Source organism: Streptomyces sp. NPDC044002 (genome assembly GCF_056434525.1).
Map to the genome: position 1 here is coordinate 101,614 of NZ_JBWKEZ010000013.1, position 21,110 is coordinate 122,723.

20 protein-coding genes are annotated in these 21,110 nt (G+C 73.5%); 13 read left to right on the forward strand and 7 right to left on the reverse strand.

The window, feature by feature from the left end:
• Positions 1-64: 64 nt before the first annotated feature.
• Complete coding sequence (locus AC07A6_RS12895; RefSeq protein ID WP_478777115.1) at positions 65-724, forward strand: TetR family transcriptional regulator; 660 nt, start codon at positions 65-67, stop codon at positions 722-724.
• Between the two features lie 536 nt (positions 725-1,260).
• On the opposite strand, the gene AC07A6_RS12900 is transcribed toward AC07A6_RS12895, so the two are convergent.
• A complete protein-coding gene (locus AC07A6_RS12900; protein ID WP_362474987.1) occupies positions 1,261-1,863 on the reverse strand; it encodes a DJ-1/PfpI family protein in 603 nt (200 codons plus the stop codon).
• Positions 1,864-1,926: 63 nt separating this feature from the next.
• Here AC07A6_RS12900 and AC07A6_RS12905 point away from each other — a divergent pair, with 63 nt between their 5' ends.
• Complete coding sequence (locus AC07A6_RS12905) at positions 1,927-2,436, forward strand: hypothetical protein (protein ID WP_386275868.1); 510 nt, start codon at positions 1,927-1,929, stop codon at positions 2,434-2,436.
• A 524-nt stretch (positions 2,437-2,960) separates the two neighbouring features.
• Here the strand turns inward: AC07A6_RS12905 and AC07A6_RS12910 are convergent.
• A complete protein-coding gene (locus AC07A6_RS12910) occupies positions 2,961-3,203 on the reverse strand; it encodes a ferredoxin (protein ID WP_362474364.1) in 243 nt (80 codons plus the stop codon).
• The gene (locus AC07A6_RS12915) at positions 3,203-4,654 is read right to left on the reverse strand and encodes an aldehyde dehydrogenase (protein ID WP_362474361.1); all 1,452 of its coding nucleotides are present in this window, start codon (positions 4,652-4,654) and stop codon (positions 3,203-3,205) included. Before AC07A6_RS12915 ends, AC07A6_RS12910 begins: the two co-directional genes overlap by 1 nt.
• A 216-nt stretch (positions 4,655-4,870) precedes the next feature.
• Here AC07A6_RS12915 and AC07A6_RS12920 point away from each other — a divergent pair, with 216 nt between their 5' ends.
• The 7 genes from AC07A6_RS12920 to AC07A6_RS12950 all read left to right on the forward strand — a co-directional run bounded on the left by AC07A6_RS12920 (position 4,871) and on the right by AC07A6_RS12950 (position 13,073).
• Positions 4,871-5,932 carry an MBL fold metallo-hydrolase gene (locus tag AC07A6_RS12920; protein ID WP_478777139.1) on the forward strand — a complete coding sequence of 354 codons (1,062 nt, stop codon included), beginning with the start codon at positions 4,871-4,873 and terminating at the stop codon, positions 5,930-5,932.
• 314 nt (positions 5,933-6,246) lie between these two features.
• Positions 6,247-7,485 carry a prenyltransferase/squalene oxidase repeat-containing protein gene (locus AC07A6_RS12925; protein WP_478777116.1) on the forward strand — a complete coding sequence of 413 codons (1,239 nt, stop codon included), beginning with the start codon at positions 6,247-6,249 and terminating at the stop codon, positions 7,483-7,485.
• Positions 7,482-8,207, forward strand: coding sequence for an SCO2322 family protein (locus AC07A6_RS12930; protein ID WP_478777117.1), 726 nt, complete (start codon positions 7,482-7,484; stop codon positions 8,205-8,207). Before AC07A6_RS12925 ends, AC07A6_RS12930 begins: the two co-directional genes overlap by 4 nt.
• On the forward strand, positions 8,204-9,412 hold the full coding sequence (locus tag AC07A6_RS12935) for an energy-coupling factor transporter transmembrane component T family protein (protein WP_478777118.1): 1,209 nt from the start codon (positions 8,204-8,206) through the stop codon (positions 9,410-9,412). The genes AC07A6_RS12930 and AC07A6_RS12935 overlap by 4 nt, the downstream gene beginning before the upstream one ends.
• On the forward strand, positions 9,409-11,487 hold the full coding sequence (locus AC07A6_RS12940; RefSeq protein WP_478777119.1) for an ABC transporter ATP-binding protein: 2,079 nt from the start codon (positions 9,409-9,411) through the stop codon (positions 11,485-11,487). Before AC07A6_RS12935 ends, AC07A6_RS12940 begins: the two co-directional genes overlap by 4 nt.
• On the forward strand, positions 11,484-12,350 hold the full coding sequence (locus AC07A6_RS12945; RefSeq protein WP_478777120.1) for an ECF transporter S component: 867 nt from the start codon (positions 11,484-11,486) through the stop codon (positions 12,348-12,350). Before AC07A6_RS12940 ends, AC07A6_RS12945 begins: the two co-directional genes overlap by 4 nt.
• Positions 12,351-12,668: 318 nt before the next feature.
• Entirely contained in the window at positions 12,669-13,073 is a 405-nt protein-coding gene (locus AC07A6_RS12950; protein ID WP_469114024.1) for an aggregation-promoting factor C-terminal-like domain-containing protein, read from the forward strand.
• 110 nt (positions 13,074-13,183) lie between these two features.
• Here the strand turns inward: AC07A6_RS12950 and AC07A6_RS12955 are convergent, their stop codons facing one another.
• Positions 13,184-14,353 carry a steroid 3-ketoacyl-CoA thiolase gene (locus AC07A6_RS12955; RefSeq protein ID WP_478777121.1) on the reverse strand — a complete coding sequence of 390 codons (1,170 nt, stop codon included), beginning with the start codon at positions 14,351-14,353 and terminating at the stop codon, positions 13,184-13,186.
• A 265-nt stretch (positions 14,354-14,618) separates the two neighbouring features.
• Here AC07A6_RS12955 and AC07A6_RS12960 point away from each other — a divergent pair, with 265 nt between their 5' ends.
• Entirely contained in the window at positions 14,619-15,863 is a 1,245-nt protein-coding gene (locus AC07A6_RS12960; RefSeq protein ID WP_362469035.1) for a cytochrome P450, read from the forward strand.
• Positions 15,864-16,132: 269 nt separating this feature from the next.
• Here the strand turns inward: AC07A6_RS12960 and AC07A6_RS12965 are convergent, their stop codons facing one another.
• Positions 16,133-16,654: a PaaI family thioesterase gene (locus AC07A6_RS12965; RefSeq protein WP_362469037.1), complete on the reverse strand. Its 522-nt coding sequence runs from the start codon at positions 16,652-16,654 to the stop codon at positions 16,133-16,135.
• A gap of 111 nt (positions 16,655-16,765) precedes the next feature.
• On the opposite strand from AC07A6_RS12965, the gene AC07A6_RS12970 reads away from it, so the two are divergent.
• Complete coding sequence (locus tag AC07A6_RS12970; RefSeq protein WP_362469039.1) at positions 16,766-17,701, forward strand: GlxA family transcriptional regulator; 936 nt, start codon at positions 16,766-16,768, stop codon at positions 17,699-17,701.
• A 40-nt stretch (positions 17,702-17,741) separates the two neighbouring features.
• Here the strand turns inward: AC07A6_RS12970 and AC07A6_RS12975 are convergent, their stop codons facing one another.
• The gene (locus AC07A6_RS12975; RefSeq protein WP_478777122.1) at positions 17,742-19,784 is read right to left on the reverse strand and encodes a bifunctional glycosyltransferase 87/phosphatase PAP2 family protein; all 2,043 of its coding nucleotides are present in this window, start codon (positions 19,782-19,784) and stop codon (positions 17,742-17,744) included.
• A 118-nt stretch (positions 19,785-19,902) separates the two neighbouring features.
• Between AC07A6_RS12975 and AC07A6_RS12980 the strand changes: the two genes are divergently transcribed.
• The gene (locus AC07A6_RS12980) at positions 19,903-20,187 is read left to right on the forward strand and encodes a hypothetical protein (protein ID WP_478777123.1); all 285 of its coding nucleotides are present in this window, start codon (positions 19,903-19,905) and stop codon (positions 20,185-20,187) included.
• 65 nt (positions 20,188-20,252) lie between these two features.
• Positions 20,253-20,591 (forward strand): antibiotic biosynthesis monooxygenase family protein, encoded by a 339-nt coding sequence (locus tag AC07A6_RS12985; RefSeq protein ID WP_125821013.1) that lies wholly within the window; start codon positions 20,253-20,255, stop codon positions 20,589-20,591.
• Between the two features lie 74 nt (positions 20,592-20,665).
• On the opposite strand, the gene AC07A6_RS12990 is transcribed toward AC07A6_RS12985, so the two are convergent.
• Positions 20,666-21,064 carry a nuclear transport factor 2 family protein gene (locus tag AC07A6_RS12990; RefSeq protein ID WP_478777124.1) on the reverse strand — a complete coding sequence of 133 codons (399 nt, stop codon included), beginning with the start codon at positions 21,062-21,064 and terminating at the stop codon, positions 20,666-20,668.
• Positions 21,065-21,110 lie beyond the last annotated feature (46 nt).

The following is a 21,110-nucleotide window of genomic DNA, read 5'->3' on the forward strand; positions in this document are numbered from 1 at the left end:
ATCCCGGAATCAGCCCCCGCAGCGACACGGAACGCCAGGAAACGGAACGCCAGGAACGGGACACATGACAGCGGAAGCGAAGACCGTGACGCCTCCCCTGACGGAGCGCCAGGAGGCGCGCCGCCGTCGGATCCTGCACGCGAGCGCGCAGCTGGCCAGCCGGGGCGGCTTCGACGCCGTGCAGATGCGGGAGGTCGCCGAGTCGTCGAACGTCGCACTGGGCACCCTGTACCGCTACTTCCCGTCCAAGGTGCACCTGCTGGTCGCCACCATGCAGGACCAGCTCCAGCACATGCACACGACCCTGCGCAAGCGCCCCCCGGCGGGCGAGGAGCCGGCGGCCCGGGTCGCGGAGACCCTGATGCGCGCCTTCCGCGCCCTCCAGCGCGAGCCGCACCTCGCGGACGCCATGGTCCGCGCCCTGACCTTCGCGGACCGGAGCGTGTCCCCCGAGGTGGACACGGTCTCGCGGCTGACGACCGCGATCATCCTGGACGCCATGGGCCTCGACGCCCCGCCGACGGCGGAACAGCTCTCGGCGGTCCGGGTCATCGAGCACACCTGGCACTCGGCCCTGATCACCTGGCTCTCGGGCCGGGCGTCCATCGCCCAGGTGAAGATCGACATCGAGACGGTGTGCCGGCTGATCGACCTCACGGGGGCGGGGCCGGGGGCCGCGGCCGCGGCCGGGACGGGGCGGGGGACTCGGCCCGGAAAGGCCTGATCTCGGCGGGTCGGGGGTGGGGGCGGGGTCCCCTCGGACGGCCTCAGGGCTGGTTGGGGGCTTCCCGTCAGTCCCATCGTCCTTCCGGTTCGGCCCGGTCCCTCAAGGGCGCTCCTTCGTCGCGTCGCTACGCGATGGCCTTCGGCCACCCTTGACCGACCGGCCCGAACCGGAAAGCCGAAAGACTGCCGGGAAACCCCCAAAGAAACGGCACGGTCCAGAGGAGAAGGGACGGGTCCCTCAGGGACCAGTCGAGGGGCCAGGGGCTGGCCCCCGGGCATCCGGGCCCTCAGCAGTCGAGATTCCGAGCCGTGGCCCGGCTACCCGCACGAGAGGTCGACCAGAGCGACCTCCAGACCACCCAAGCGCGACAGATCGCTACACGCTTCTCTCGTCTCAGCGTCCGGCGACCGCCTTGGGCTGATACCCGCACCAGAGGGCGAAGAGATCAACCTGGGGGTCCGACAGGCGCGACAGATCGCTACGCGCTCCTCGAATCTCCGCGTCCGACGACCGTCTGGGGCTGGTGTCCGCACTCAGGAGGTCATCGCGGCCTCACCGGCGCGGACGGCGCGGAGGGAGCGCTCGACGGTTTCGAGCTTCTCACCGACCGGTCCGGCGTAGTCGATGACGGCGCGCGCGGCCTCCTCGCCGAGGGTGCGGGTGATGACCCAGGTGGCGAGGTACTGGGACGCCAGGCAGCCGCCGGCGGTGGCGATGTTCCCCTCGGCGTGGAAGGGGGCGTCCAGGACGGTCACGCCCTCGGCTTCGACGAACGGGCGGCTCGTCATGTCCGTACAGGCCGGCATGTCGCCCAGCAGCCCGAGCTTCGCGAGGACCAGCGCACCGGAACACTGCGAACCGATCAGCTGTCGGGAGGGGTCGAGCGGCAGCATGGAGAGCAGCCGGTCGTCGGCGACCACGTCGCGCGTCTTCACACCGCTGCCGATGAGTACGACATCGGCCTCGGCCACGAAGTCCATCGACCGCTGCCCGGTCACCTCGACACCGTTCATCGAGGTCACCACGGGGGTGGGCGTCGTGATGTAGGCCTTGAGGCCGGCCTTGCTGATCAGCGCAGAGGCTATGAAGCTGTCGAGTTCGTTGAATCCGTCGAAGGTGACAACGGCTACCTGCATCACAACTCCCTTGATAGACAGGCGCGTAGTCTCTCAGGCGAGAAATGGACGTAGCCTCTCCGGATGATCGCTGAAGCTGATGTATGGAGCCGTTTCGTCAGTGTCCTGCCCGACGGCGAGGGCTACGAGGTCCAGGTGTGCTGGGACATCGGCGAGCAGGAGGCCGGACTCGACCTCCTGGTCGGCGGGCTCCTGGAACACCAGGTGGCCATCAGCGAGACCATGCGGGCGGAGATATCCGTCATAGCCGAGACCTGGGGCGTGCGGCGGGACATCGCCTCCCGCCTCCTCGCCTGCCGGGGCGACGGCCTCCCCGGCCCCGTCGAGCTCGTCGAACGCCCCACCACGACGCCCCTGGCCACCCTCCCGGAACTGGCCGACTTCCTCGTCGTCCCCTGGATCCGGCACAGCTCCGGCCGTCTCCTGACCCGCGCGCATGTCGAGGAGCCATGGGGCGACCTCTCCCTCATCCCGGAGCACTACGCCGTCCTGGCCTCCGCCCAGGGACCGATCGTCCGCCTCTTCGAGTCCTTCTCCGCCCGCGAAGCCCTCGAAGCCCTCATCCACCCGTGAAACCAGCCCCAGACGGCCGCCAGCCGCCGAAACGTGAGAAGCGCGTAGCGATCTGTCGCGCCTGTCGGCTCCCTGGGCTGCTCTTTTCGCCCTCTGGTGCGGGTATCGGCCACAGGCGGTCGTCGGACGCTGAGATTCGAGGAGCGCGTAGCGATCTGTCGCGCCTGGGGGCTTCCCAGGGGCTCTGATCGACCTCTCGTGCGGGTAGTCGCGCCCCTGGTCCGGGATCGGGACTGGGCGGGCCCGGATGCCCGGCGGGCCGACGCCCGGCCCCTCGCCCATCGCCGAGAGACCCGTCCCTCCAACCATCGACCGTGCCGTTTCTTTGGGGGTTTCCCGGCAGTCTTTCGGCTTTCCGGGGCGGGACGGCCTGTCAAGGGTCGCCGAAGGCGATCACGAAGTGACGCGACGAAGGAGCGCCCTTGACAGGCCGGCACGACACGGAAGGACGATGGGACTGACGGGAAGCCCCCAACCAGCTCTGAGACCGCCCGAGGGGATCCCGCTCACCCGGCCCCCGCCCCTCACTCCTCCGGCGGGAACACCGCCTCCCCCGTCGCCGACAAGGTGATGAGGATGGCCTCCACCGGGCAGCCCTCGGCGGCCGTCAGGGTGGGTTCGTTGGCGTCCGTCTCCGCCGACCGGGGGTGGGACTGGCGGGCCGAGTCGAGGGTGAAGGCGTCGGGGGCGTGGGTCACGCACATGCCCGAGCCGATGCAGACCCCCCGGTCGACTTCAACCTGCCACCGGTCCCCGCCCTCCCCCATCACGCACCCGCCGGGAGGTGGATCATCTTGTGCTCCAGGTACTCGCTCAGTCCCTCCGGGCCGAACTCCCGCCCCACGCCGCTGTTCTTGTAGCCGCCGAACGGACCCAGCATGTCCAGGCTGAAGGTGTTCACGTTGAAGGTGCCGGTGCGCACGCGGCGCGCGAAGTCGATGCCGTGCTCCACGTCGGCCGTCCAGACGCTGCCGCTCAGCCCGAACTCCGAGTCGTTGGCCACCCGTACGGCCTCCGCCTCGTCCCCGTACGGGATCAGGCACACGACCGGGCCGAAGATCTCCTCGCGGGCGATCCGCATCGAGTTGTCGACGTCGCCGAAGAGGGTGGGTTCCACGTACCAGCCCCGCTCCAGGCCGGCCGGGCGGCCGCCGCCCGCCAGGACCTTCGCGCCCTCCTCCTGGCCGATCCGGATGTAGTCCAGCGACCGCTGCTGCTGCCGCTTCGCGACGAGCGGCCCGAGCTGGGTCGCCGGGTCCAGCGGGTCGCCGACCACGAGGGCGCCGGCGGCCGCCGCGAGGGCTTCGGCGACCTCCTCGTACCGGCTGCGCGGGGCGAGGATCCGAGTCTGCGCCACGCACGCCTGGCCGTTGTTCATCCAGGCGGCGGGGACGATGCCCGCCACGGTGGCCGCCAGGTCCGCGTCGGGGAGGATCACGGCGGCGGACTTGCCGCCGAGTTCGAGGGTGACCCGGGTCAGGTTGCGGGCGGCGACCTCCATGACCCGCTTGCCGGCGGCGACGGAGCCGGTGAAGGCGACCTTGTCGACGCCGGGGTGCCCCACCAGGTACTCGCTGACCTCCCGGTCGGCGGGCAGGATGGACAGCACGCCCTCCGGCAGCCCGGCCTCCCGTGCGATGTCCGCCAGGATGAAGGAGTCCAGCGGGGCCTCGGGTGACGGCTTGAGGATCACCGACGAGCCGGTGAGCAGCGCGGGCGCGAGCTTCGCCGCGGCCACGAACTGGGGGACGTTCCAGGGGATGACGGCGGCGACGACCCCGACGGGTTCGCGGCGTACGAGGATCGGGCCGAGCGCGCCCTGACGGCGCTCCTCGTACGGGTATGCGGCGGCGACCTTGATGGCGGAGTCGTAGACCATCATCGCGCCGAGCGCCTGGGCGAGGACGCTCCAGGAGTACGGGGAGCCGTTCTGGGAGCTGATGGAGCGGGCGATCTCCTCGTGCCGGACGGCGATGGCGTCCTTGATGCGGGAGACGACGGCGATCCGCTCGTCCAGGGACAGGCGGGGCCAGGGTCCCTCGTCGAAGGCCTTGCGGGCGACGGCCACGGCGCGGTCCACGTCCGCCTCGGAGGCGTGCGGGACGCTGCCGATGACCTGCTCGGTGTGGGGGGAGACGATCCGGATGGTGCCGGTGCCCAGCGGATCGGTCCATTCCCCGCCGATGAACAGTTGGCCGTGTTCCACGAGCTCGGTCATGTCCGATGCCTCCAGGGGCTGCGCACGATCTCACCGATGTCGCAGAACTGATACCAGTTCTAGTTCGAGGAGTCCACGGTCGGGACGGACCTCCCGACGATCCGACGACCAGTCAGGACTTTTGGAAACCAGTCGACTTGGGCTACTACTGAAACACGTTCTCGCCAGAGCGGATCAGTGGATCGAGTCAGCCAGGGAGCACCCGTGTCAGAGGTCATGCCAGAGGTCGTGCCAGAGGTCGTGCCACAGGTCACCGACCACGGCGGCGGTGTCCACGCCATCCAGGTCCCGATCCCCGACAACCCGCTCGGCCACACCCTCGTCCACGTCCTCGACACCGACGCCGGGCCCGTCCTGATCGACACCGGCTGGGACGACCCCGCCTCCTGGGACACCCTCACCGCCGGCCTCGGCGCGCTCGGCATCGCCGTCGCCGACGTGCACGGGGTCGTCATCACCCACCACCACCCCGACCACCACGGCCTGTCCGGGCAGGTGCGGGAGGCGTCGGGCGCGTGGATCGCGATGCACGCCGCCGACACCGAGGTCGTCCTGCGGACCCGCTCCGCCGAGCCGGGTGTCTGGTTCGACTACATGAGCGGGAAGCTGGCCGCCGCCGGGGCGCCCGAGGAGCACGTCGCCCCGCTCCGCGCGGCCCGGGCGAGCGGCCGGGTCCGTACCCTGCCCGGGCTCAGCGCCGCCGTGCCCGACCGGGAGATCGTCCCGGGCGAGCTGCTGCCCCTCCCCGGGCGGCGGCTCCGCGCGGTCTGGACCCCCGGGCACACTCCCGGCCACGTCTGCCTGCACCTGGAGGAGCGGCACCCCGCCGGCCTCCCCGGCAACGGCCGGCTCTTCTCCGGCGACCACCTCCTGCCGGGGATCTCCCCGCACATCGGCCTGTACGAGGCCCCGGAGGACACCCGGGTCACCGACCCGCTCGGCGACTACCTCGACTCCCTCGAACGCGTCGGCCGCCTGGCGCCCGCCGAGGTGCTCCCGGCCCACCAGCACGCCTTCACCGACGCGCCCGCCCGCGTACGGGAGCTGCTGGAGCACCACGAGGAGCGGCTGACCGGGCTGTGGCGGCTGCTGGCCGAGCCGCTGACCCCCTGGGGGCTCGCGGAGCGGATGGAGTGGAACCGGCCCTGGGAGCAGATCCCGTACGGCTCCCGGAACATCGCCGTCTCCGAAGCGGAGGCCCATCTGCGGAGGCTGGTGAAGCAGGGCCGGGCGGAGGCGGTGCCGGGCACGGACCCGGTGGCGTACCGGGCGCTGTAGCCGCCGCCCGGCACGGGCCGGGGCCGTTCGTACGGGCTCCCGTGCCACCGGGCGCGGGGGCTACGGGCCGGTAGAGTGAGGCCGTCGTCCACACATCCGTATGGGGGGAAGCCGGTGCGAATCCGGCGCTGACCCGCAACCGTGAACCCGGCCCGCAGAACGCGGGACGGCAGCCGGAATGCCCCGTACCGGAGGTGCGCGGCTCGTGCCGCCGGGGCTTCCGGCGGCCGGCACCGTCGAGGTAAACGGAGCCGGAGCCCGGTGCCTGCGCGTGCCTGTCTCCCGCCCCCCGTACGAGAGGCACCCGCCCCGCCATGAACGTCCGCCGCAGCGCAGCCGCGCTCGCCGCATCCGCCGTGCTCTGCGTGGGTGCCGCCCCCGCCGCCCTCGCCGACACGCCGTCGCCGTCCGCGCCGCCGGTCGTCCCGTCGGGCCTGTTCGGCAAGGCCGACCCGACGTACGACGGGGTGTGGCGCCAGTCCCTCGCGCTGATCGCGCAGCGCACGGTGGGCCTGAAGCCCGCCCCGCAGGCCGTGGACTGGCTCACCGGACAGCAGTGCGCGAGCGGCGGCTTCGCCTCGTTCCGCGCGGACGCGGCCGTGGCCTGCGACGACAAGACGATGTACGACACCAACGCGACGGCCGTCGCCGTGCAGGCCCTGAAGGTCCTCGGCGGCAAGGACGCGCAGGTCAAGAAGGCGACGGACTGGCTGAAGTCCGTACAGAACGACGACGGCGGCTGGGCCTACGTGCCGGGCTCCCCCAGCGAGGGCAGCTCCACCTCCATCGTGATCAGCGCGCTCGCCGCGGCGGGCGAGAAGCCCGCCGAGGTGAAGTCGAAGGCCGGCAAGTCCGCGTACGACGGCCTGCTCTCCTTCCAGCTCGGCTGCTCCGCCGAGCCGGCCTCCGACCGGGGTGCCTTCGGGTACCAGCCGGCCGACGGCAAGCTCGCCGCGAACGCCGACGCCACGGCCGCCGCCGCGCTGGCCGCCCTGGGCAAGGGCATCGTCGTCGAGCCGGCCGCCACGGACACCGCGGCCGCCGCGCTGGCCTGCCCGGCCGGTTCCGCCGACCCGGCGGGCGCGGCCCAGGGCGCGGCCGGCTACCTGGCCGAGGCGCTGAAGAAGGACGGCCACCTGACGGCCGTCACCCCGGGCGCCGACCAGCCCACCGCCGACACCGGCAACACCGCCGACGCCGTGATCGCCCTGGCCGCGGCCGGGCACCGGCAGGCGGCGGCGGGCGCCCTGGAGTGGCTGCAGAAGAACTCCACCGCGTGGGCCAACCGCAACCCGGCCGCGCTGGCCACCCTGGTCCTGACCGCCCACGCGACGGGCACCGACCCGAAGGCCTTCGGCGGCGTCGACTTGGTGGCGGCGCTGAACGCCACGGGCCCGGCCCCGGCCGCGCCGGACGCCGAGCCGCAGAAGGTGGAGGGCGAGCAGAAGCCGGGCTCCGGCGGCCAGAACCTCTGGTGGATCATCGGCGCGGGCGCCGCGGCCGGCATGGGCATCGGCATCCTGCTGAGCGGCCGCCGGAAGAAGCAGCTGTGACCCGCCGCGGCACCCGCACCCGCACCCGCGCGGCGGCCGGTGCGCTCACGGGCGTCCTGGCCGTGCTGGGCCTGGTGCTGACCCTGTTCGCGGCCTCCCCCGCCCTGGCGGCGAGCTACCGCTACTGGTCGTTCTGGGACGGTGCGGGCGGCCGCTGGGCATACGCCACCCAGGGCCCCTCGACGGCCCGCCCCGCGGACGGTGCCACGCTCGGGTTCCGCTTCTCCGTGAGCAAGGACGCCTCCGCCGAGGCGGCCCAGCCGCGCGCCGCCGCCGACTTCGAGGCCGTCTGCGGCGGCACCGCCCCGGCGGAGGGGAAGAAGCGGGTGGCACTGGTCATCGACTTCGGCGTGCCCGAGGACGCCCCCGCCGGCGAGACCCCGCCGCAGGGCGGCCCGCGCACGGCCTGCGCGCAGCTGGCGCCCGCGGCCACGGCGGCCGAGGCGCTGGCGGAGGTGGCGAAGCCGCTGCGCTACAACGGCGCGGCGCTGCTGTGCGGGATCTCCGGCTACCCGAGGACGGGCTGCGGCGAGCCCATCGAGGACGCGCAGCAGCCGAAGCCGCCGGCCTCCGCTTCGGCGGACCCGGACCCGAACTCGGACTCGGGCTCCGGCTCCGGCTCCACGGGCAGCGGCCCCTCGGCCGGCCTGTTCCTGGGCATCGCTGCGGTCCTCGCCCTGGGCTCCGCCGCCGTCTGGCAGTCCCGCCGCCGCAGGCGATGACGCCGCGGCCCACCCACGGCGCGGCACGTGCCGACGTACCCCCGGCCGGGCACGGTGCGGCCGGGCGGCCGGGTCCCGCGCACGGGTCCGCGTACGACCGCCGGGGGCGTTGGCGGGCCCCCGAGGCACGGCGCGGGAACGCCCTGCACGCGGGGGCCTGGTGGCTGTGGGCCCTCGGGCTGGCCACCGCCGCGTCCCGGACCACCAACCCGCTGCTGCTCGGGCTGATCGTCGGCGTCGCCGGGTACGTGGTGGCGGCGCGCCGGACGCAGGCGCCGTGGGCGCGTTCCTACGGGGCCTTCGTCAAGCTCGGCCTGTTCGTGATCGGGCTGCGGCTGGTCTTCTCCGTGCTGCTGGGCTCCCCGATCCCCGGCACGCACACCCTCTTCACCCTCCCGGAGGTCCCGCTGCCCGCATGGGCGCAGGGCATCCGGTTCGGCGGCCGGGTCACCGCCGAGCAGCTGGTCTTCGCCTTCTACGACGGCGCGAAGCTGGCGACCCTGCTGATCTGCGTGGGCGCGGCGAACGCCCTCGCCAACCCGGCGCGGCTGCTGAAGTCACTGCCCGCGGCCCTCTACGAGGCGGGCGTGGCCGTCGTCGTGGCCATGACGTTCGCGCCGAACATGGTCGCCGACGTGGCCCGCCTGCGGACCGCCCGCAGGCTGCGCGGGCGCCCCACGGGCGGGGTGAAGGCCGTCCTCCAGATCGGTCTTCCGGTACTGGAGGGCGCCCTGGAACGTTCCGTCGCCATCGCCGCGTCGATGGACGCGCGCGGCTACGGGCGTACTGCGCAGGTCCCGCCGGCCGTACGGCACACCACCAACGCCCTGACGCTGGGCGGGCTGCTCGGCATGTGCGCCGGCACGTACGGGCTGCTCGCGGCGGAGGGTGCCGTGTACGGGCTGCCCGTGCTCGGCATCGGCCTCGTGCTGGCCCTCGCGGGGCTGCGGCTCGGCGGGCGGCGCAGCATCCGCACCCGGTACCGGCCGGACCGGTGGGGGGTGCGGGCCTGGCTGGTCGCCGGTTCGGGCGCGGCGGTCGCGGCGCTGCTGGTCCACGCGGCGTCGGCGGACCCGGAGGGGCTGCGGCCGGGCGTGGTCCCGCTGGTCGCGCCCGCGCTGCCGCTGTGGCCCGCGGCGGCGGTCCTGATCGGCCTGCTTCCGGCCTTCGTGGCCCCCGTACCTTCCGAGGAGTCCTCCCGTTGATCCGCTTCGAGCAGGTGTCGGTGACGTACGACGGCGCCCCGCGGCCGTCCCTCCGCGACGCGGACTTCACCCTCCCGGAGGGTGAGCTGACGTTGCTGGTCGGCCCGTCGGGGGTCGGCAAGTCGACCCTGCTGGGGGCCGTGTCCGGGCTGGTCCCGCACTTCACGGGCGGGACGCTGCGCGGGCGGGTGACGGTCGCGGGCCGGGACACCCGTACGCACATGCCGCGGGAGCTGGCGGACGTGGTGGGCACGGTCGGGCAGGATCCGCAGGCCCACTTCGTGACGGACGTGGTGGAGGACGAGCTGGCGTACGGGATGGAGTCCCTGGGCCTGGCTCCGGCGGTGATGCGGCGGCGGGTGGAGGAGACCCTCGACCTGCTCGGCCTGAACGAACTCCGCGACCGCCCGATCGCGACCCTCTCCGGGGGCCAGCAGCAGCGGGTGGCGATCGGTTCGGTCCTGACGACACACCCCCGGGTACTGGTCCTGGACGAGCCGACCTCGGCGCTGGACCCGGCGGCGGCGGAGGAGGTCCTGGCGGTCCTCCAGCGCCTGGTGCACGACCTGGGCACGACGGTGCTGATGGCGGAGCACCGCCTGGAGCGGGTGGTCCAGTACGCCGACCGCGTCCTGCTCCTCCCGTCCCCGGGCGAGCCCCCGCTCCTGGGCACCCCGGCCGAGATCATGGCCGTCTCCCCGGTCCACCCCCCGGTGGTCTCCCTGGGCCGCCTCGCGGGCTGGACCCCGCTCCCCCTCTCGATCCGCGACGCCCGCCGGCTGTCCGCCCCCCTCCACGACCGCCTCTCCACCGCCCCCCTGCCGGGGCTGCCGGGCGGGCCGGATCTGCCGGGCGCGCCCACCGCGGGCCGCGTGTCGGAGCCGGGCGGCGGGGTCGCCGCTGCGCGGGGCGAGTCCCCTACCCGCCCTTCCACCGTTCCCAGGGGCTCCGCCCCTGACCCCGCGCCTCAAGCGCCGGCGAGGCTGAAAGACCGGGGCTCTGCCCCGGACCCCGTTGCGCTCAAACGCCGCGCGGACTGGATTTCGCGTAGCGAAATTCCAGCCTCGCCGGCGTTTGAGGCGCGGGGGTCTGGGGGCGGAGCCCCCAGGAGGGGTCCGGGCGCAGCCCGGGGAACGGTGGAAGGGCGGGTAGGGGACCAGCCCCGCGCAGCGGCACCCCCCGCACCGGCAGCTCAGGCCCCGGCTACGGACCCGGCTGCGGCGACCGCTACCGGCCCCCTCGCCCGGCTCCGCCGACTGGCCGGACGCCGTCCGACGCCGCAGGGCGCAGGGCCCGCCGGCCCGGCGGACGCGCCCCCCGCCGCCTCCGCCAGGAACCTCGGCGTACGCCGAGCCCGCACCGAGGTCCTCCACGACGTCACCCTCCAGGTGGCCCCCGGCGAGACCATCGCCCTCATGGGCCGCAACGGCGCCGGCAAGTCCACCCTCCTGGCCGCCCTCACCGGCACGCTGGCCCCCTCCACCGGCCAGGTGACCGTCGGCGGCCGCACCCCGCACCGCACCCCGCCCCCGGAGATGGTCCTCCGGGTCGGCCTGGTGCCGCAGGAGCCCCGCGACCTCCTCTACGCAGACACCGTCGCCGCCGAGTGCGCCGCCGCCGACGCCGACGCCGGGGCGGCCGCCGGGACCTGCCGCGCCCTGGTCGGCGCCCTGCTGCCCGGGGTGCCGGACGACACCCACCCCCGGGACCTGTCCGAGGGCCAGCGCCTCACGCTCGCCCTCGCCCTGGTCCTGACCGCCCGCCCCGCCCTGCTCCTCCTCGACGAGCCGACCCGCGGTCTGGACTACGCGGCCAAGGCCCGTCTGGTGGAGACCCTGCGCGGTCTCGCCGCCGACGGCCACGCCATCGTCCTGGCGACGCACGACGTGGAGCTGGCCGCCGAGCTGGCCCACCGGGTGGTCATCCTGGCGGGCGGGGAGATCGTCGCGGACGGTCCGACGGCCGAGGTCGTCGTCTCCTCACCCGCCTTCGCGCCCCAGGTGGCGAAGATCCTGGCCCCGGGCCACTGGCTCACGGTGTCCCAGGTCGCCGCCGCCCTGGAGACGACCCCGTGACGACTCCCCGAACGCGCCCCGTCCGCCCCGTCCGCCCCGTCCGCATCGGCCCCCGCGCCGCCGCGGCCCTGGTCCTGGTCACCCTCATCGGCATCGCCGCCTTCGGCTGGCCCCTGCTCGCCGACCGCCAGTCCGGCCTGGCCCACTCCCAGGACGCCCCGTGGCTGTTCGCCGCGCTGCTCCCCCTCCTCGTCGCCGTGGTCATCGCGACCATCGCCGACAACGGCATGGACTCCAAGGCCGTCGCCATGCTCGGGGTGCTCGCCGCCGTGGGGGCGGCGCTGCGGCCGCTGGGCGCGGGCACGGCCGGCCTGGAGCCCATGTTCTTCCTGATGGTGCTCAGCGGCCGCGTCCTCGGTCCCGGCTTCGGCTTCGTCCTCGGCTCCGTCACGATGTTCGCGTCCGCGCTGCTGACGGGCGGGGTCGGGCCGTGGATGCCGTTCCAGATGCTGGCTCTGGGCTGGTTCTCGCTGGGCGCCGGGCTGCTGCCGGGGCCGGAGAGGATCCGGGGGCGGGCCGAGCTGGCGATGCTCGCCGCGTACGGGTTCCTGGGCTCCTTCGCGTACGGCACGGTCATGAACCTGCAGGGGTGGGTGCTCCTGCAGGGCATGGGGCAGGGGATCTCCTTCCACCCCGGCGACCCGGTGCCGCAGAACCTGGCGCGCTTCGCCGCGTACTGCCTGGCGACCTCGGTGGGCTGGGACCTGGGCCGGGCCGCGCTGACGGTCGTACTGACGCTCACCCTCGGGGGCACCCTGCTGAGGGCGCTGCGCCGGGCGACTCGGAAAGCCGCGTTCGACGCGCCCGTTTCCTTCGATTCGGGGGCCGGAAGTGACGCAGGACACCCACCACAACGGGTCTGACCGGCTACGCGGGGTGACATCGGGGGGTCTGGGCGGTGAGGCGGCCCACAGGACCCAGGTCACATCCGGCCGGGGTTAGTAGCCGGGCCGGCCGGTCCCCGCAGGCCCTGCCGCCCGGGTCGTCGGTCCCGGTCTGCGAGGGCGGCTAGTAGGTGGGGGGCGTTGCCAGGGCGGCGGGGGGCTGGCTAACTGGTGTTGTCGCCGAGGCGGCCGGGGCGCACCGCCCCCCGCCGGCTGATCCCCTCTCCACCGCGTGAGTGGCTCACGCATGTCTTCGGCATGCGGCGACCGTCCTTGTCCCCGTCGGAAGGTTCATCCGTGTCCAACGCCGTCATCCGCCGCATCGCCGCTTCGAAGAAGACCCTCGCCGGTACCGTCCTCGCCCTCGGTGTTGCGGGCTCGATGCTCGCCGCCGTTCCCGCGCAGGCCGCTCCGACGGGCGCGAAGGCGATCGCCCAGCAGATGATCAAGGACCCGGCCCAGTTCGCCGCCTTCGACAAGATCGTCACGCACGAGAGCGGCTGGGACTACACCGCGACGAACTCCTCCTCCGGCGCCTACGGCCTGGTCCAGGCCCTGCCCGCGTCGAAGATGTCCTCCGCGGGCTCCGACTGGAAGACCAACCCGGCCACCCAGATCAAGTGGGGCCTGGACTACATGAACGAGCGCTACGGCAGCCCGGTCGAGGCCTGGAACTTCTGGCAGGCCAACCACTGGTACTAAACCACCAGCAGCAGACATGTGAAGGCCCCGGTGGCCGGCCTCCCCAGGTCCGGCCACCGGGGCCTTCCGCATCCCACCCCAGGGGGTTCAGCGGGCGCCCGGATCCTCCGTCAAAGGCGCTGGATGATCGTGCCGGTCGCCAGTGCGCCACCTGCGCACATGGTGATCAGCGCGAATTCCTTGTCGCGCCGCTCCAGCTCGTGCAGCGCGGTGGTGATCAGCCGGGCGCCGGTGGCGCCGACGGGGTGGCCGAGGGCGATGCCGCCGCCGTTCACGTTGACCTTCTCCAGGTCCTGGCCGAAGACCTGCGCCCAGCTGAGGACGACGGAGGCGAAGGCCTCGTTGATCTCGACCAGGTCGATGTCCTTGAGGGACATCCCCGCCTTGCCCAGGACGGCCCGGGTCGCGTCGATCGGGCCGTCCAGGTGGAAGTGCGGGTCGGAGCCCACCAGCGCCTGGGCGACGATCCGGGCGCGCGGCTTGAGCTTGAGCGCGCGGGCCATCTTGCGGGAGGCCCACATCACGGCGGCGGCGCCGTCGGATATCTGGGAGGAGTTCCCGGCGGTGTGCACGGCCGTCGGCATGACCGGCTTGAGCCGGGCCAGGCCCTCCATGCTGGTGTCGCGCAGCCCCTCGTCCCGGTCGACGAGCCGCCACATGCCCTGGCCCGCGGCCTGCTCCTCCTCAGTCGTCGGGACCTGGACGGCGAAGGTCTCGCGCTTGAAGCGCTCCTCGGCCCAGGCGGTGGCGGCCCGCTCCTGCGAGAGCACGCCGAGCCGGTCGACGTCCTCGCGGGTCAGGCCGCGGTTGCGGGCGATCCGCTCGGCGGCCTCGAACTGGTTGGGGAGGTCGACGTTCCACTCGTCCGGGAAGGGCTTGCCGGGCCCGTGCTTGGAGCCGGAGCCGAGCGGGACGCGGCTCATGGCCTCGACCCCGCAGGCGATGCCGATGTCGACGACCCCGCCGGAGATCATGTTGGCGACCATGTGGTTGGCCTGCTGGGAGCTGCCGCACTGGCAGTCGACGGTGGTCGCGGCGGTCTCGTACGGGAGTCCCATGGCGAGCCAGGCGTTGCGAGCGGGGTTCATGGACTGCTCGCCGGCGTGGGTGACGGTGCCGCCGACGATCTGCTCGACGCAGTCCGGCTGGATTCCGGTTCGGGCCAGGAGCTCGCGGTAGGTCTCGCCGAGCAGGTAGGCGGGATGGAGGTTGGCCAGGGATCCCCCGCGCTTTCCGATGGGGGTGCGTACGGCTTCGACGATGACGGGTTCCGCGGCCATGAGCTCGTCCTCTCCTGCACACTCTGCACAGCGCCGGCGTGGCGGGCCGTCCGGCGACTGCCCCGCGCGAACTAGTACGCGTTCTACTTCTCCCCCGCAGTCTTATGACCTCGACGCCCGGCACGCAAGGGTCTTGCACGCGGCTTACACGGATTCCACACGCAACAGTTGGCGCGAGAGCCCTTGTGACTTCTAGAACTCGTTACTACCTTCAAGCCAACATCTGATGGGCCGTCAGACCTTCGTCAGACCTTGGAGTCGCCCGATGCCCTGTCCCGCGCTGCCCGAAGGCTTCGACGCCACCGACCCCGACATCCTCCAGGACCGCGTCCCCTTCCCGGAGTTCGCTCAGCTGCGGCAGACCGCGCCCGTGTGGTGGTGCCCGCAGCGGCGGGGCGTCACCGGATTCGACGACGAGGGCTACTGGGCCGTCACCCGGCACGCGGACGTCAAGTACGTCTCCACGCACCCCGAGCTGTTCTCCTCCACCACCAACACGGCGATCATCCGCTTCAACGAGCACATCCAGCGCGAACAGATAGATGCCCAGCGCCTGATCATGCTGAACATGGACCCGCCGGAGCACACCCGCGTACGCCAGATCGTGCAGCGCGGCTTCACCCCGCGCGCCATCCGCGGCCTGGAGCAGGCCCTGCGCGACCGGGCCCGGAAGATCGTGGAGGAGGCCCGGGAGGCCTCCGCGGACGGCTCGTTCGACTTCGTCACTCAGGTCGCGTGCGAACTCCCGCTCCAGGCCATCGCCGAGCTGATCGGCGTACCGCAGGAGGACCGCTCCCGGATCTTCGACTGGTCGAACAAGATGATCGCGTACGACGACCCCGAGTACGCGATCACCGAGGAGGTCGGCTCCAACGCCGCCGTGGAGCTCATCGGCTACGCGATGAACCTCGCCGCCGAGCGCAAGGAGTGCCCGGCCAAGGACATCGTCACGCAGCTGGTGGCGGCGGAGGGCGAGGGCAACCTGCGCTCCGACGAGTTCGGCCTCTTCGTCCTGCTGCTGGCGGTCGCGGGCAACGAGACCACCCGCAACGCCATCAGCCACGGCATGCACGCCTTCCTCACCCACCCCGAACAGTGGGAGCTGTACAAGGCGACCCGGCCGTCGACCGCCGCGGAGGAGATCGTGCGCTGGGCCACGCCCGTGGTGTCCTTCCAGCGCACCGCCACCCGGGACACCGAACTCGGCGGCCAGAAGATCAAGGCCGGCGACCGGGTGGGGCTCTTCTACTCCTCGGCCAACCACGACCCCGAGGTCTTCGAGAACCCGGACGTCTTCGACATCACCCGCGACCCGAACCCCCACCTCGGCTTCGGCGGCGGAGGCCCGCACTTCTGCCTCGGCAAGTCCCTGGCCATCCTGGAGATCGACCTGATCTTCAACGCCCTGGCCGACGCCCTGCCCGACCTGCGCGCCGCCTCGGACGGCCCGCGGCGGCTCCGCGCGTCCTGGCTCAACGGCATCAAGGAGCTCCGGGTCAGCGCGGGCTGACGGACCCACAAGCTGCGGGCCGGCGCGAGCCGGCCCGTGAACCAGGACGGCAGGGGCCGCCACACCCACGCCCCGGCCCCTGCCGTCCGCCGGTGCGGTGATCGCCCGAGTGGCGGAATCCCGGGACCTGGCCGATCCTGACAGGACGCGACGATCCACCGGAGGGGCGCCGGGGACACCATGCCCCGGCGTTCCTTCGGCCAATGCACGCCCCGTCCGGGCCGCGTGCCCCTCCGTCAGGCGGGCCCTTCGCCGGCCGCGCCCCTCCGTCAGGCGGGTCGCAGGATCGCGCAGGTCGTCGTCCCGTGGGCGTAGAGCTTGCCGTCGTGCGTGCCGACGACCCGGGCCTCCGCGGTTGCGGTGGTACGGCCGACGTGCAGGGCCGTGCCCTCGCAGCGCAGGGCGGGGGTGTCCGCCAGGACCGGGCGGATCATGTGGACCCCCAGCTGGACGGTGGTGTAGGCGGTGCCCGCCGGGAGCCGGGTCATCACGGCCGAACCGAGCGCCGAGTCCAGCAGGGTGGCGAGGAAACCGCCGTGGACCGTGCCCATGGGGTTGAGCAGGTGGTCGCCGGGGTCCCCCTCGAAGACGACGGAACCCTCCTCGACCTCGGTGAGCCGGAAGCCCAGGGTGCTCATCATCGAGGCGGCCGGCAGGGTGCCCTTCAGCGCGGCCCGGAGGATCTCCAGGCCGCTCATGCCCAGGACCTCCGGGGTGGTCGCGGGCCTCGGCTCCCAGGTGTGGGTACGGCTGCGCAGGCCCTCGGGGGCGGTGGTGCGGTACGTGGTCATGCCATCGACCCTAGGCGGGCCGGCACCCTCCCGGGAGTGTCGGATCCGGCGCCTTGCGGACCGATTCCGACACACCGGCGACCGACCGGGGCCCGGAGCTAGCCTGGGCCGGTGAAAGTCGCCGTACTGGCCCTCGACGGGGTCTTCGACTCCGGGATCTCCGCCGTCCTGGACGTGCTGCACACCGCCAACGCCCTGCGCCGCGAGCTCCCCGGAGCCGCCCCGCCCGCCTTCGACATCCGCACGGTCGGCGTGCGCCGGCGCGTCCGCAGCGGCCTGGGCCACCGCATCGACACCGAGCCGGCCCGCGAGGCGGAGGACGCCGGGCTCCTCGTCCTGCCCGCCCTGATGGAACGCCGCCCCGCCGCGCTGCTGGAGACCGTGGCCGCGCCCGGGCAGCGCACGGCCCGCCGGATCCTGGCCGAGGCCCGCGAGCGGCGCACCCCGCTCGCCTCCTCCTGCACCGGCACCTTCCTGCTCGCCGAGTCCGGCGTCCTGGACGGGCTGCGGGCCACGACGAGCTGGTGGCTCGCCCCGGTGTTCCGCGAGCGGTACCGGCGGGTGACGCTGGAGGAGACCCGGATGGTGACGACCTCGGACGGGGTCACCACGGCCGGCGCCGCGTTCAGCCACCTCGACCTGGCGCTCGCCCTCGTCGCCGGGCGCAGCCCGGCCCTGGCGGACCTGGTGCGGCACTACCTCGTGGTCGACGAACGCGCCTCGCAGGCCGCGTACATGATCACCGGCGCCATGGCCCGGCACGAGCCGCTGGTCGCCGCCTTCGAGCGGTGGGTGCGCGCCCGCATCGAGGAGCCGCTGTCCATCGCCGACGCGGCCCGCGACCTCGGCGTCAGCGAGCGCACCCTCCAGCGCACCATGGCCCGCACCCTGGGCCGCTCCCCGATCCGCCTGGTCCAGGACCTGCGGGTCGAGCAGGCCGAGCACCTGCTGCGCACCACCGCGCTGCCGCTCGCCGCGGTCGCCCGCCGGGTCGGGTACGAGAGCCCCGGCCCGCTGCGCGCGCTGCTGCGCCGGGGGCGGGCGTAGGGGACCCGGCGGCCGGGGCCGCGCCGGGGCCGGGGCCTCGCTACGGTCGTCCCGAGCGCGCGGGGGTGCGTACCGGATCCGCCGCGTCCGGGGCATCAGGGGCGTCCGGGGCCGTCCGGCGCTGGCCGGGGACGGCGGCCTTCAGCCCGCGCGGCCCGGACAGTGCGTGGACCAGCGCGAAGCCGGCGGCGACGACGGCCGCGCCGCCGACCGCGTCCAGCACCCAGTGGTTGGCGGTGGCGACGATCGCGCACACCGTGACCAGCGGGTGGAGGGCGCCGAGCAGCTTCTGCCACCGCCGGCGCGCGAGTATCACGATCACGGTCCCGCACCACAGGGACCAGCCGAAGTGCAGTGAGGGCATCGCCGCGTACTGGTTGGAGATCGCGGTCATCGCCCCGTAGGAGGGGTTGGCCAGGTCCTGGACCCCGTGCACGGTGTCGACGAAGCCGAGGCCGGGCATGAGGCGCGGCGGCGCGAGCGGGTACAGCCAGAAACCGGCCAGTGCCAGGACGGTGGCCAGCCCGAGGGAGGCGCGCGCCCAGCGGTAGTCGGCGGGGCGGCGCCAGTACAGGACGGCGAGGATGGTGAGCGGGACGACGAAGTGGAAGGAGGTGTAGTAGAAGTTGAAGAAGGCCTCCAGCCAGGGCGTGTCCACCACGGCCCGGTTGACGGCGCGTTCGATGTCGATGCCGAGCGCCCGCTCGATCCCGAGGATCTGGCCGCCGTTGCCCTCGGCGAGGGAGCGGCTGGTGGGGGCCGCGGCGCGGATGTGCGAGTAGATCGAGTAGCCGACCCGTATCAGCAGCAGTTCCAGCAGCAGGTTGGGGCGCGAGTTCACCCGCCGCCAGAACGGCAGCAGCGGGATCCGGGACCAGCGCGCGTCGGCGGGCTCCGCGTAGGCGGTGGGCACGGGCCTGCGCCAGTACGGGGAGGAGCGCGGCAGGAACGGCACGGCGCAGGCCGCCGCGAGGGCCGCGAGGAGCAGCACGTTGTCGCGTACGGGGGCCAGCGCGGCCAGGTTGGGCAGCAGCACGGCGCTCGGCAGGCTCATGGCCAGCACGACGGCGACGGGCCACACCCGGCGGTCGGCGGCGCGCCGGCCCACCTTGCCGGCCACGGCGAGGAGCACCCACAGCAGCTGGTGGCGCCAGCCGGCCGGGGACACGGCGACGGCGACGCAGCCGGTCACGGCGACGGCGAGGAGTAGCTGGCCGTCGCGGGCGTAGCGGACCGCGCGGCGCAGGCCGGTCCAGACGACGGCGGCGGCGAGCGCGAGGGCGAGGGCGATCTCGCCGGGGCCGCTGAGGCCGAGGCGCAGGAGGGCGCCGTGCAGGGACTGGTTGGCGAGGGAGTCGGGGGCGCCGCCGAGGCCGGTGCCGGCGAGGTACTCGACCCAGTACGTCCACGAGTCGCGCGGCAGCGAGGCCCAGGACAGCGCGGTGGCGCCGGCGAAGGTCACGGCGGCGGCGCGGGCGGCCGGGCGGCGGCCGGTGAGCCAGAGCAGCGGGGCGAAGAGCAGCAGCGCGGGCTGGAGGGCGGCGGCGAGGCCGGTGAGGAAGCCGGCGGGGCGGCCGCCGGGGACCCGGAACACGGCGAGGAGCACCAGCAGGACGGGCAGGACGGCGGTCTGCCCGGGGGAGGCGGCCTCGCGGACGGGGAGGGAGGCCATCATCAGGGCGACCAGCGCGGGCGCGGCGAGCAGCGCGGTGCGGCGGGGCACGGGGTCGGGGAGCGCCCGCGCGGCGACGAGGCCGACGCCGGCGACGAGGAGCAGCGTCACGCAGGTCCAGGCCACCTCCAGGGAGGGGGCGGCGAGGCCGGCGAGCGGTTTGAGGACGAGCCCGGCGAAGGGGGTTCCGGTGAACTGCCCGGCGCCGTAGAGCGGTCCGGGCAGGCTTCCGGGGAGGTCGAGGCCGCTGAGCCACTCGCCGGGCGGAACGCGCAGCACCGCGGCGGCCTGTCTGACGCCGAGGACCGCGGCGAGCGCCCACAGCAGGATCCGTACCGCCCCGAGCCGGCCGCCACCGCCTATGACCCCGGCATGTCCCCCGGCACCACCGCGCTCCACCGCATCAGCCACGCCCCGCCGCCCTCCGCCCTGTCGACCGCCACTGTCGCTTCGCCTGGCTGCCGCGCGTCGTGCCCCGTTCCCTTACCTGGACGACGATATCCCGGGCGGGATCCCCAGGATGGCGGGCATGAGCATCGTGAAGATCAACGTGGGTGTCGAGGCACTCGCAGGGGCGGCACTCCTGCGGGCCGGCGACGGTCTTCGCGGCAGTGTCCTGAGTGGCCTTCACCTGACCATCCAGCGGGTGCCCGTCCGGTTGCTCTCACTGGTCATGGCGGCGGGCGGCGCGGGGGCTCACATGGTGGATGAACCGCTAGCACCCGTCGGGGGGGCAGCGAGCGGTAGCGCTTCGCGCTGCGCCACCGGTGAAGCCCGGGAGTCGCCCTCACGACGCTTTGACTGGCGGATGTAGGAGACTGCACCCACGTGATCAAGGCTAGGTGCAGTGCCCGGCCTGTGTTTCCTGAGAGGTGCCACGTGCCGAGCATCGTAAAGATCAACGTGCTGACCGTCCCCGACGAGCAGCGGGAGCTGCTGGAGCAGCGGTTCGCCTCGCGGGCGGGCGCGGTGGAGGGTTCCGACGGGTTCGAGTGGTTCGAGCTGCTGCGGCCGATCGAGGGTACGGACCAGTACCTCGTGTACACCCGGTGGCGGTCGGAGGAGGACTTCCAGGCGTGGATGGAGGGGCCGATGAAGGCGGCGCACCAGGGCGGCGGCGCGGGCGGTGCCGGTGGCGAGCGGCCGAAGCCGGCGGCTTCCGGGTCGCAGGTGTGGTCGTTCGAGGTCGTGCAGCAGGCGGCGCCGAAGAAGGCCTGAGGCCTCCGGGACGGGGGCGGGGGCGGGGGCTACGCCAGCCCCGGGCCCCCGCCCCCGGCCGTCTCTTCGGCCCTTCACGCTGCCCAGAAGGCGTCGCTCTCGTCGATGTCCTGGGTGCACTGGTCGATGTCGGTGATCTTGCCGCCGACGATGGTGAAGAAGAGCCCTTCGTGGATCTCGATGCCCCGGTCGCCGCGGTCGCCCTGCGCGAGGTGCACGGACATCGCGTGGCCCCGGCCGTCCACCATGACGTGTTCCAGGCGGACCCGGAGGGTGCCGTTGGTCTCCTCCCCGACGCGGCGGTAGAGGTCGAGGACCGCTTCCCGGCCCTTGTGGTGCCCTGAGAACACGTTGTTGCCGGGCACGTGGTGGATGACGTCGGCCGTCATCAGCGTGCCCAGGGTCTCCATGTCGCCCTTGCCGAAGGCCTCGTAGCTGCGGCGGATCAGGGCACAGTCCGGATGCTCCGACATGACGGTTCACACCCTCCGTTTGCGCGATTTACACCTTTTCTCATCA

Excerpts from the sequence above, each read along its gene's own strand:
- AC07A6_RS12955 (WP_478777121.1), bottom strand. The coding sequence starts at position 14,353 with ATGGCCGCGGAACCCGTCATCGTCGAAGCCGTACGCACCCCCATCGGA.
- AC07A6_RS12915 (WP_362474361.1), bottom strand. The coding sequence starts at position 4,654 with ATGACCGAGCTCGTGGAACACGGCCAACTGTTCATCGGCGGGGAATGG.
- AC07A6_RS12925 (WP_478777116.1), top strand. The coding sequence starts at position 6,247 with ATGAACGTCCGCCGCAGCGCAGCCGCGCTCGCCGCATCCGCCGTGCTC.
- AC07A6_RS12905 (WP_386275868.1), top strand. The coding sequence starts at position 1,927 with ATGATCGCTGAAGCTGATGTATGGAGCCGTTTCGTCAGTGTCCTGCCC.
- AC07A6_RS12895 (WP_478777115.1), top strand. The coding sequence starts at position 65 with ATGACAGCGGAAGCGAAGACCGTGACGCCTCCCCTGACGGAGCGCCAG.
- AC07A6_RS12935 (WP_478777118.1), top strand. The coding sequence starts at position 8,204 with ATGACGCCGCGGCCCACCCACGGCGCGGCACGTGCCGACGTACCCCCG.
- AC07A6_RS12960 (WP_362469035.1), top strand. The coding sequence starts at position 14,619 with ATGCCCTGTCCCGCGCTGCCCGAAGGCTTCGACGCCACCGACCCCGAC.
- AC07A6_RS12910 (WP_362474364.1), bottom strand. The coding sequence starts at position 3,203 with ATGGGGGAGGGCGGGGACCGGTGGCAGGTTGAAGTCGACCGGGGGGTC.
- AC07A6_RS12980 (WP_478777123.1), top strand. The coding sequence starts at position 19,903 with ATGAGCATCGTGAAGATCAACGTGGGTGTCGAGGCACTCGCAGGGGCG.
- AC07A6_RS12920 (WP_478777139.1), top strand. The coding sequence starts at position 4,871 with ATGCCAGAGGTCGTGCCAGAGGTCGTGCCACAGGTCACCGACCACGGC.
- AC07A6_RS12990 (WP_478777124.1), bottom strand. The coding sequence starts at position 21,064 with ATGTCGGAGCATCCGGACTGTGCCCTGATCCGCCGCAGCTACGAGGCC.
- AC07A6_RS12900 (WP_362474987.1), bottom strand. The coding sequence starts at position 1,863 with ATGCAGGTAGCCGTTGTCACCTTCGACGGATTCAACGAACTCGACAGC.
- AC07A6_RS12965 (WP_362469037.1), bottom strand. The coding sequence starts at position 16,654 with ATGACCACGTACCGCACCACCGCCCCCGAGGGCCTGCGCAGCCGTACC.